The organism is Kineococcus auxinigenes, from assembly GCF_050871525.1.
Classification (GTDB): domain Bacteria; phylum Actinomycetota; class Actinomycetes; order Actinomycetales; family Kineococcaceae; genus Kineococcus.
Genome location: NZ_JBKBCT010000100.1, coordinates 1 through 10,924, shown reverse-complemented (window position 1 = coordinate 10,924; position 10,924 = coordinate 1). Strand labels below are relative to the sequence as shown.

Genomic DNA, 10,924 nt, shown 5'->3' with positions numbered 1-10,924 from the left:
GCCGGCGGGCCCTGCTGGGCCGCCGGCGGGTCTGCCCGGTACGTCAGTGCTGACGGCCCGGACGGCGGCGCGAGGCGACCACCAGGGCGGCTCCCCCCAGGGTCAGCACGGTGCCCGCGGCCGCCCAGGGCAGCACGTCGGCGCCGGTGTAGGCCAGCTCGTCGGAGGAGGTCGCCGCGGCGGCGTCGCGGCTCGGCGCCGGGGAGCCGGAGTCGGAGCTGCCGGCCGGCGGCACGGTGGTGATCGACGGGGTGGGCGTCGAGGGCGCGTAGTCGGTGGCGGCCGACGCGGTGCCGGCCAGGCCGATGAGCGCGCCGGCGACGAGCGCCCCGGCGGCGGCGGATCGGGTGGTGTTCTTGTGCATGGTCGGGTCCCCCCCTGGAACTGGACGGCCCCACGAGTGATCACTGCGAGGCGCCCTCCAGGATGGCGGAAGGCCCTGCCGGAGTCCAGCGGATCGAGGAGGTGGCGCGGCGCGAGCGGCGCCGGCACCTCCGTCGATCACTGAGAGCAATCGATCGTGCGCACTTCGGGAGTGCTGGCCGTGCTGGGCGGGGTCACGGTGACGGGCAGGGCGTCCGCCCGCCCCCGCAGCCGCCACTCCACCACCACCGCCTCGCCGGGGGGCACGTCCACCGTCAGGCGGACCAGCCGCCAGCCGTGCTCGCTGTCGACCGCGGTGCCCACCGCGGTCCCGTCGACGGTCGCGCCGTCCAGACCCACCTGCGGCGGCACCCACAGCGAGACGACGTCGCGCGCCGTGCGCCCCAGCACGGGGTCCGAGCGGTGGCGCTGGTTGCGCGTGTACCAGGGGATCTCCTCCGGCACCGTGTTGGTCAGCGTCAGCTGCACGGTGCCCGTGGCCTGCGCCGCTCCCGCCGCGCACGGCGGGGACAGCTCCACCGCGGCCCGCACCCAGTAGTCCAGCTTGGACGGCGCCGCGTTGGTCAGTCCCAGGTGGGCGGTCGCCGGGGTGGCGGCGGGGTCGCCCAGCACGCCCGCCAGGCCGGCCGCGACGAGCGCCTCCTGCTCCTCGGGGCGCGAGCTCCAGACGGCCAGGTGCCCGCTGGCGACGGCCTCCCGGCCCCCGCTCAGCGCGTCCGCGGACAGCCCGTCGGACAGCACCGCCTCGAAGGCCGCGGCCGACGCCGCGGCCAGGAACTCCTCGCGGGCGTCGTTGTCGTCCTCGTAGCGCACGTACGCGTCGTGCATCAGCACCTCGGGCAGGTCGCCGGCCGCCACCTCGCCGAAGGGCCCCAGCTGCAGCGGGGGCTGGTCCGGGCCCAGGAGGACCCCCAGGCCCACCGGGTCGACGAGGACGACGGCGTCCGGGGTGGGCAGGCCCGCGTCCGCGACCAGGGAGACCGCCAACCGGGCGGCGTCGTCGGCCTGCGCGCCCACCGTGAGGTTCTGCACGAGCGCGGCGTCCGGGTCGCGGCCGTACAGGGAGAGGAACTCCTCCCCGTTGACCGTGACGTCCGAGCGGGCGTCCTGCAGGTCGTCGTTGGAGCCGGTGCGCACCAGGGAGACGCGACCGGCGTCGACGGACACGTAGGCGTAGGCGCCCACCAGGCCCTGCACCGGGCGGATCTCCGCCGGGTTGGTGAAGGCCACCAGGTACGTGCGCGCGCCCTCGGAGCCGAGCATCGCAGGCAGCTGCGGGGCCAGCGCCCCCGCCGCCCGCGCCGGGCCGGCGACCTCCTCCAGCCGTCGCGACACCGGCTCCAGGCGCGTCGCGAGCGCGTCCAGCACGCGAGGGCCCCGGGCCCGTTCCAGCGCCGCGCGGGCCACCTCCACGCGGGTGGCGTAGTCGGTCACGAGCGGGCTCACCCGCTGCAGCGCGGCGACGTCGACCGCGCCGTCCTGCGCCAGGAACCCGTCGCCGAGCACCTCCTGCGCGGCGGTCAGGGCGCGGGGCAGGGGCTCGGTCAGCGCCGCGGCCGCGAGCGCACCGGCGCCCAGCGCCCGCAGCTGGTCGCCGACCCACGGCACGTGCCCGGCCGCGCGGTACGGCAGCTGCCCGGTCGCCCGCGCGGCCGCGGCGGCGTCGGCCGCCACGTCCTCGGCCACGGGCACCGCCTGGGCGAAGCGCTGGGCGCGCAGGTCCCGCTCCAGGGCGGGCGCCGCGTCCGCCACCCGCTGCAGGGCGCGCACCGCCTGCGCGCCGCTGACCGCCACGGCCACGGCCCAGGCCAGCACCAGCAGCCCCAGCACGGCCAGCACCACCGCCGCCGGGCGGCGCGAGCGGCGCGGGCGGCGCGGCCGCGCGGCGGGGGAGGTGGGGGCGTCAGCAGCACCGGGCACCGGGCCGAGGGTACCGGCGGCCGCGGGCTCCGCGGGTCGTCGCCGCCCGTGCGCGCGGCCCGCGTCGGAGGGCGGCCGTAGGCTTGCGGCAGTCCTCCGCGGTGGTCCACCACCCGCTCGCACGTCCCTCCGGAGTGTTCGTGAGCCTCACCGGCCTGCTCGACGTCCTGCGCACCGAACCCGCCGTCCGCGCGGCCGTTCAGACGGCGCGCGAGGGCGCCGGTCAGGCCCTCGACGTGGTCGCGCCCCTCGGCGCTCGTCCCGCCCTGCTGGCGGCCCTGGCCGCCGAGCGCCCCCTGCTGGTGGTCACCGCCACCGGCCGCGAGTGCGAGGACCTGGCCACCTGGCTGCGCTGCTACCTGCCGCAGCACGCCGTCGCGGAGTTCCCCGCCTGGGAGACGCTGCCGCACGAGCGGCTGTCCCCGCGCAGCGACACCGTCGCCCAGCGCCTGGCGGTGCTGCGCCGGCTGGCGCACCCGTCCGACCGCGACGCGAGCACGGGTGAGGTGCGCGTCGTCGTCGCTCCCGTGCGCGCCGTGCTGCAGCCGCTGGTGAAGGGCCTGGCCGAGCTGGAGCCCGTGCGGCTGCGCGCCGGCGACGAGGTCGGCCTGGACGCCACCGTCGAGGCCCTGGTGGGCGCGGCGTACTCGCGCGTGGACATGGTCGAGCGGCGCGGGGAGTTCGCCGTGCGCGGCGGCATCCTCGACGTCTTCCCGCCCACCCGCCCGCACCCGCTGCGCGTGGAGTTCTTCGGCGACGAGGTCGACGAGGTCCGCTCCTTCTCCGTGGCCGACCAGCGCAGCCTGGAGGTCGAGCCGGACGGGGTGTGGGCGCCGCCGTGCCGCGAGCTGCTGCTCACCGAGGACGTGCGGCAGCGGGCCGCGGCGCTGGTGGAGGCCCACCCCGAGGCCGCCGAGGTGCTCGCCAAGATCGCCGAGGGCATCGCGGTGGAGGGCATGGAGTCCCTCGCCCCCGTCCTCGTCGACGGCATGGAACCGCTGCTGGACGTCCTGCCCGCCGGCACCCACGTCGTGCTCGCCGAGCCCGAGAAGGTCCGTGCCCGCGCCCACGACCTCGTCGCCACCGGTGCGGAGTTCCTGGACGCCGCGTGGATGAATGCCGCCGCCGGCGGCCAGGCCCCCGTGGACCTGGGCGCCTCCTCGTTCTGGACGCTGGCGCAGGTGCGCGCCCACGCGGAGTCCACCGGGCGGCCCTGGTGGTCGGTGACCTCCCTCGTCTCCGACGACGACCTGCGCGACCTGGAGGACACCCGCGTCCTGCGCGTCGGCGCGCGCGACGTCGTCAGCTACCGCGGCGAGACGGAGAAGGCGCTCGCCGACCTGCGCGAGCTCGCCGGCGCCGGCTGGCGCATCGTCGTGACCACCGAGGGGCACGGGCCGGCCAAGCGGCTGGTGGAGGTGCTCTCCGGCGAGGACGTGCCCGCACGCCTCGTCGACGACCTCGTCGAGGCGCCGGTGGAGTCGGTGGTCGCGGTGACGACCGCGAGCGTGGAGCACGGTTTCGTCGCCGAGGCGCTGAAGGTGGCGCTGGTCACCGAGGCCGACATCACCGGGGTGGGCGGGCAGTCCACCAAGGACATGCGCCGCATGGCCCCGCGCCGCCGCCGCAACGCCGTGGACCCGCTCAGCCTGCAGCCCGGCGACTTCGTCGTGCACGAGCAGCACGGCATCGGGAAGTTCGTCGAGATGGTGCAGCGCACGATCCAGGGCGCCACCCGCGAGTACCTGGTGCTGGAGTACGCCTCCAGCAAGCGCGGCCAGCCCGGCGACCGGCTCTTCGTGCCCACCGACACCCTGGACCAGGTCACCCGCTACACGGGCGGGGAGACCCCGACGCTGTCGAAGATGGGCGGCTCGGACTGGGCGAAGACGAAGTCCAAGGCGCGCAAGGCCGTCAAGCAGATCGCCGGGGACCTCATCAAGCTGTACTCCGCCCGCATGGCCACCAAGGGCCACGCCTTCGGCCAGGACACCCCGTGGCAGCGCGAGCTGGAGGACGCCTTCCCGTACGTGGAGACGCCCGACCAGCTCGCCAGCATCGACGAGGTCAAGGGCGACATGATGAAGGCGGTCCCCATGGACCGCCTCATCTGCGGCGACGTCGGCTACGGCAAGACGGAGATCGCGCTGCGCGCGGCGTTCAAGGCCGTCCAGGACGGCAAGCAGGTCGCGGTGCTGGTGCCCACCACGCTGCTCGTGCAGCAGCACTACAAGACGTTCGCCGAGCGGTACGCGCAGTTCCCCGTCTCGGTGAAACCGCTGTCGCGGTTCACGCCGGGCGCCGAGGCCAAGGAGACCATCGCCGGCCTGGCCGACGGTTCCGTCGACGTCGTCATCGGCACCCACCGCCTGCTGAGCGGGGAGGTGAAGTTCAAGGACCTCGGTCTCGTGGTCGTCGACGAGGAGCAGCGCTTCGGCGTGGAGCACAAGGAGTCGCTGAAGACGCTGCGCACCAACGTGGACGTCCTGGCGATGAGCGCCACCCCGATCCCGCGCACCCTGGAGATGGCGGTCACCGGCATCCGGGAGATGTCGACGCTGGCGACCCCGCCGGAGGAGCGCCACCCCGTGCTGACGTACGTGGGCGGGCAGGAGGACAAGCAGATCGCCGCCGCGATCCGCCGCGAGCTGCTGCGCGAGGGGCAGGTCTTCTACATCCACAACCGGGTGCAGTCCATCGAGCGCACCGCGGCCCGGCTCAAGGAGCTCGTCCCCGAGGCCCGGATCGCCACCGCGCACGGGCAGATGGGCGAGCACCGCCTGGAGCAGGTCGTCGTGGACTTCTGGGAGAAGAAGTTCGACGTCCTCGTCTGCACCACGATCGTCGAGACCGGCCTGGACATCTCCAACGCCAACACCCTCATCGTCGAGCGAGCCGACGCGATGGGTCTGTCGCAGCTGCACCAGCTGCGCGGGCGCGTGGGCCGCGGCCGCGAGCGCGCGTACGCGTACTTCCTCTTCCCGCCGGAGAAGCCGCTCACCGAGACCGCGCACGACCGCCTGGCCACCATCGCCCAGCACACCGACCTCGGCTCCGGCATGGCCGTGGCGATGAAGGACCTGGAGATCCGCGGCGCCGGCAACATGCTGGGCGGGGAGCAGTCCGGTCACATCGCCGGCGTGGGTTTCGACCTCTACATGCGCATGGTCGCCGACGCGGTGGCCGACGTGCGCCGGCAGGTCCCGGGCGCGGAGAACGACGACGCCGAGCCCGAGCCCACCGAGGTGAAGATCGAGCTGCCGATCGACGCGCACCTGCCGCACGACTACGTCCCCTCCGAGCGGCTGCGCCTGGAGGCGTACCGGCGCCTGGCCGCCGCCGACTCCGAGCAGGACCTCGTGGAGCTGCACGCCGAGCTCACCGACCGCTACGGCACCCCGCCGCAGCCGGTGCTGAACCTGCTGGAGGTCGCGAAGTTCCGCATCGCCGCCCGCCGCGTCGGCCTGCGCGAGATCTCGCTGCAGGGCAAGCAGGTGCGCTTCGCCCCCATCGACCTGCCCGAGTCGCGCGAGCTGCGCCTGAAGCGGCTCTACCCCGGCACCATCCTCAAGCCGGCCCTCTCGGTGGCGCTGGTGCCCGCCCCGATGACCGCGCGCATCGGCGGCAAGCCGCTGCGCGACGCGGAGATGCTCGCGTGGGCGCACGAGTTCGTCGCCGCGGTCCTGCAGGACCAGCCGGCCGCGGTCGCGGCGGGGGCCGGGCGGTGAGTGGTGATCAGGCCTCCATCGTCGACGCGCTACGTGCGGCTCGTGAGAGTCCCGTGCTCGAGTTCAAGCGTGACAACGCCGACGGCGAGGCGATCGGTGAGTACATCTCTGCGCTGAGCAACAGTGCGGCGCTCGCAGAGGTGGACCGCGCGCACGTCGTCTGGGGTGTCGACGACGCAACGCGGGACGTGGTGGGTACCAGCTTCTCGCCGGAGGGAGCGAGACGAGGTGGTGAGGAGCTCGGGAACTGGCTGACTCGTCAGCTCCAACCTCAGGTCCACTTCACCTTCCAGGAGATCGATCACCCAGGAGGCCGGGTCGTCGTCCTGGAGATCGAGAGGGCGCGCTCCGCACCCGTTCAGTTCAAAGGTGTCGAGTACGTTCGCGACGGCTCGTACAAGAAGAAGCTGAAGGATCGGCCACTGCTGGCCCAACGGCTCTGGCGCGTCCTGGGCGGTGACTTCAGCGATGAGGTCGTGTCCTCGGGGTTGAAGCAGAACGAGGTGCTGGAGCATCTGGACCGAGCGACGTATTACCGACTGCTCAAGCAGTTGGAGCCCTCGGGCGGTGGCGCTCTGGACGACTTCTCAACGGAGGGCTTCGTGGCCCACTCCGACGGCAAGGGGTGGTCGCTCAAGGCCGGTGGTGCTGCGCTGTTCGGTAAGGACCTCAGGGCGTGGCCTTCGCTGAGGAGGAAGGCCGTTCGAGTGGTGCAGTACAGGGGGCGATCACGGGTGGAGACCGTGCGTGAGCGCTCGTTCGAAGGCGGGTACGCCGTGATCTTCGAATCGCTTCTCGATCACGTGGCCGACCTCCTGCCTCGCAACGAGGTCATCGGGAGAGCTCTTCGTGCTGAAGTGCCCCTCATCCCGGAACTGGCGCTTCGCGAGGTCATCGCCAACGCACTGGTCCACCAGGACTTTCGGATCTCCGGCGCTGGCCCCCTGGTCGAGATCTTCGACGACAGGGTGGAGGTCACCAACCCGGGTGTGCCGCTGGTCGATCCCGTCCGCTTCGTCGACACCCCTCCTCGCTCACGCAACGAGTTCCTCGCGGCGATGATGCGCAGGGTCGGTGTCTGCGAAGAGCGCGGGAGCGGCTGGGACAAGGTGGCCTTCCAGGTCGAGCTGCACCAGTTGCCAGCGCCCAGCGTGGAGGTGACCGAGGGGCAGACGCGCGTCGTTCTGTTCGGTCACCGCCCGTTCGCATCGATAGACCGTGAGGAGCGGGTGCGGGCGGTCTACCTGCACACCTGCCTGAAGTGGGTGATGAGGGAACGAGCGAACAACGAGTCGGTGCGGGAGCGCTTCGGCATCCTGGAGCACAACAAGGCCATGGCCTCTCGGCTGTTGAAGATGGCGGTGGATGACGGCGTGATCCGGGTCCAGGACGAGTCGGTCGGTCCTCGCTCGCGTCGGTACGTGCCCTTCTGGGCTTCGATGGAGCGAGTCGGTCTTGTTGACGCGTAGTTGACGGTTGGTTGACCGCCACCCCCACCCCGTGTGCCTCGCAGCGCGGAGCACGTCGCTGACCTGCGGCGACGCTTCGGTGTGGTCGTTGATGCTTGGTTGACGCAGGGCCCTGCCCGGGCCCGCTCAACGGACGCTAGCTTGCGTGCCATGAGCACTCGCCCCGGCTCGAAGCTGCTGGACCTCGTCGCCGTCATGGACCGGCTTCGCTCGCCCGGCGGCTGCCCGTGGGACGCGCGGCAGACGCACGCCTCGCTGCTGCGGTACCTCGTGGAGGAGAGCTACGAGGTGGTCGACGCCGTGGAGAACGGCACCCGCGAGGAGCTGCGCGACGAGCTGGGCGACCTGCTGCTGCAGGTCGTCTTCCACGCCCGGGTGGCCGCCGAGGACCCCGCGGAGGGCTTCGACGTCGACGATGTGGCCGAGGCGATCGTCGCCAAGCTGGTGCGCCGGCACCCGCACGTCTTCGACGGGGAGGTGGCCGCGGAGGACCTCCAGGCGCGCTGGGACGCCATCAAGGCCACCGAGAAGCCGCGCGAGTCCGTCCTGGACGGCATCCCGCTGCAGCTGCCCGCGCTGGCCCGCGCCGACAAGGTCCTCGGCCGGCTGCAGCGCGCCGGCCTCGCCGAGCCGGCCGGGGCGCCGGCGCAGGACGGGGTCGACGAGGAGGCGGTGGGGGAGCGGCTGCTGGAGCTGGTGCGCGTCGCGCACGCGGCCGGCGTGGACCCCGAGGCGGCGCTGCGCACGGCGACCCGCCGGCTGGAACTTGCCGCCCGCCAGCGCGAGAGCGCCGCGGGACCTGATCGGGGCTGAACCGGGTCGCTAGGCTCCGGCGCCGTGACGACGACGCACGTGCTGGCCCTGGACATCGGGGGCACCAAGATCGCTGCCGGGCTGGTCTCGAGCACCGGTGAGGTGCGGGCCGAGCGCGAGGTCCCCACCGACGCCACCGACCCCGCCGCGGTCGGGGCGGCGCTCGAGGGCCTCGTGGACGACGTGCTCGCCGACGCGCGCGAGCGGGGCGTCGAGGTCGCCGACGTCGTCGGCATCGGCTCGGCCGGCCCGGTCGACACCACCACCGGCACGGTGCACCCGGTGAACATCCCCTCGCTGCGCGGCTTCCCCCTCACCGCGGCCGTCGCCGAGCGCGCCGGGCACGCGCTGGGCCGCCCGGCGCACGCGGTGCTGGCGCAGGACGGGCAGTGCTTCGCCGCCGCCGAGCAGTGGGTCGGCGCCGCCGCCGGGGCGCCCTCCGTGCTCGGTGTCGTCGTCTCCACCGGCATCGGCGGGGGCGTCGTCCTGGACGGGCGCACCCTCACCGGCAAGAGCGGCAACGCCGGGTTCATTAGCCACGTCGGCGTCGTCCTGGACGGCGAGCGGCTGCCCGGTTCCGGCGCCCTCGGGGTGGTGGAGTCCTACGCGTCCGGCCCGGCGATGGTGCGCGCGGCGCAGGCGCGCGGCTGGCGGGCCGGGGAGGAGGCCGACGCGAAGGCGCTGACCGCCGACGCCGCCGCGGGCGAGCGCGTGCCGGTGGAGGTGATCGCCGCCGGGACCCGGGCGCTGGCCTCGGCGTTCCTGTCGGCGGCGGCGCTGTTCGACCTCACCGACGTCGTGGTCGGCGGCGGCGTCGCCGCCTCCGGGGAGGTGCTGATGGCCCCGCTGCGGGCCGCCTACGCCGAGCTGGCCGTGTACCCGCACCTGGCGGACGTGCGCCTGGTGCCCTCGCAGCTGCCGCGCCTGTCCGGGCTGCTGGGGGCGGGGCGGCTGGGGTGGCAGACGCTCTCGGGGTGACCCCGGGGCCACCCACTAGGCTCGGGACGACCGAACAGCCCACCAGCCGAGCAGTAGGAGTGCGCGTGGCCACCATCGAGGCCGTCGGAGCTCGCGAGATCCTGGACTCCCGGGGCAACCCCACCGTCGAGGTCGAGGTGCTCCTCGACGACGGCACCTTCGCCCGCGCGGCCGTGCCCTCGGGCGCGTCCACCGGTGCGCACGAGGCCGTCGAGCGCCGCGACGGCGACCAGGGCCGCTACCTGGGCAAGGGTGTCGAGCAGGCCGTCGAAGCCGTCATCGAGGAGATCGGGCCGGCGCTCGTCGGCCACGACGCCCACGAGCAGCGGATCGTCGACCAGGTGATGCTCGACCTGGACGGCACCCCCAACAAGGGCCGCCTGGGCGCCAACGCCGTCCTGGGCGTCTCCCTCGCGGTCGCCAAGGCCGCCGCGGCCGCGGCCGACCTGCCGCTGTTCCGCTACCTGGGCGGGCCCAACGCCCACCTGCTCCCGGTGCCGATGATGAACATCGTCAACGGCGGCGCGCACGCCGACACCGGCGTCGACATCCAGGAGTTCATGATCGCTCCCGTGGGTGCGGCGTCCTTCCGCGAGGCGGTGCGCTGGGGCGCGGAGACGTACCACGCGCTGAAGTCCGTGCTCAAGCAGCGCGGTCTGAGCACCGGCCTGGGCGACGAGGGCGGCTTCGCCCCGGACCTGCCGAACAACAAGGAGGCGTTGGACCTCATCGCCTCCGCGATCGAGAAGGCCGGCTTCACCCTGGGCACCGACATCGCCCTGGCCCTGGACGTGGCCGCCACCGAGTTCGTCGCCGACGGCGGGTACGCCTTCGAGGGCTCGAACCGCTCCGCGGAGTGGATGACCGGCTACTACGAGGGCCTGGTCTCGGAATACCCGCTGGTGTCCATCGAGGACCCCCTGGGCGAGGACGACTGGTCCGGCTGGCAGCACATCACCAGCACCCTCGGCGGCAAGGTCCAGCTCGTCGGCGACGACCTGTTCGTCACCAACCCCGAGCGGCTGCGCAAGGGCATCGACCTGAGCGCCGGCAACTCGATGCTGGTCAAGGTCAACCAGATCGGCTCGCTCACCGAGACCCTCGACGCGGTGGACCTGGCGCACCGCAGCGGGTTCACCACGATGATGAGCCACCGCTCCGGCGAGACCGAGGACACCACCATCGCGGACCTCGCGGTCGCCGTGGGCTCGGGCCAGATCAAGACCGGCGCCCCGGCCCGTTCCGAGCGCGTGGCGAAGTACAACCAGCTCCTGCGCATCGAGGAGGAGCTGGACGACGCCGGCCGCTACGCCGGCGCCTCCGCCTTCCCGCGCGCCGCCCGGGCCACCGGGCGCGCCTGACGCCCGCAGGCCCGGTCGCGGGAGAAGCTGGACCCATGGCGTCGCGTCGTCCCACTGCGCCCCGCACCCCCCGCCGCACGGCGGGGGGTGCGGGGCGCGGGCCGGGTGCCGCCCGGGCCCAGCGCCCGGCGGCGGCCCGCCCCTCCAGCCGCCCGGCGGCCGCGGCCCGCGGCCGCCGCAGCGCCACCACCACGCCCGCCGACCGCCCCCGCCCCCGGGGCCCCCGGGTGCTGGTGCTGAGCGCGCTCGAGCTGGTGGTGGGCGTGTTCGT

The 10,924-nt window shown here is 73.9% G+C and carries 7 protein-coding genes and 1 pseudogene; 6 read left to right on the top strand and 2 right to left on the bottom strand.

What is annotated here, in order from left to right; all coding sequences use genetic code 11:
• Positions 1 to 43 precede the first annotated feature (43 nt).
• Entirely contained in the window at positions 44 to 364 is a 321-nt protein-coding gene (locus ACRYR9_RS18495) for an RAD23 family protein (protein ID WP_432498726.1), read from the bottom strand.
• A gap of 137 nt (positions 365 to 501) precedes the next feature.
• Entirely contained in the window at positions 502 to 2,304 is a 1,803-nt protein-coding gene (locus tag ACRYR9_RS18490; protein WP_432498728.1) for a DUF4012 domain-containing protein, read from the bottom strand.
• 140 nt (positions 2,305 to 2,444) lie between these two features.
• Here ACRYR9_RS18490 and mfd point away from each other — a divergent pair, with 140 nt between their 5' ends.
• The 6 genes and pseudogenes from mfd to ACRYR9_RS18460 form a co-directional block, all read left to right on the top strand.
• Positions 2,445 to 6,032, top strand: coding sequence for a transcription-repair coupling factor (gene mfd, locus ACRYR9_RS18485; RefSeq protein ID WP_432498730.1), 3,588 nt, complete (start codon positions 2,445 to 2,447; stop codon positions 6,030 to 6,032).
• A gap of 53 nt (positions 6,033 to 6,085) precedes the next feature.
• Positions 6,086 to 7,501: an ATP-binding protein gene (locus ACRYR9_RS18480; RefSeq protein WP_432540208.1), complete on the top strand. Its 1,416-nt coding sequence runs from the start codon at positions 6,086 to 6,088 to the stop codon at positions 7,499 to 7,501.
• A gap of 150 nt (positions 7,502 to 7,651) precedes the next feature.
• Complete coding sequence (locus ACRYR9_RS18475) at positions 7,652 to 8,314, top strand: nucleoside triphosphate pyrophosphohydrolase (RefSeq protein ID WP_432498735.1); 663 nt, start codon at positions 7,652 to 7,654, stop codon at positions 8,312 to 8,314.
• A gap of 24 nt (positions 8,315 to 8,338) precedes the next feature.
• On the top strand, positions 8,339 to 9,292 hold the full coding sequence (locus tag ACRYR9_RS18470) for an ROK family protein (RefSeq protein ID WP_432498737.1): 954 nt from the start codon (positions 8,339 to 8,341) through the stop codon (positions 9,290 to 9,292).
• A 65-nt stretch (positions 9,293 to 9,357) separates the two neighbouring features.
• Complete coding sequence (eno, locus tag ACRYR9_RS18465; protein WP_432498739.1) at positions 9,358 to 10,653, top strand: phosphopyruvate hydratase; 1,296 nt, start codon at positions 9,358 to 9,360, stop codon at positions 10,651 to 10,653.
• A gap of 35 nt (positions 10,654 to 10,688) precedes the next feature.
• Positions 10,689 to 10,924 (top strand): annotated as a pseudogene (locus ACRYR9_RS18460) (hypothetical protein); the annotation flags it as partial.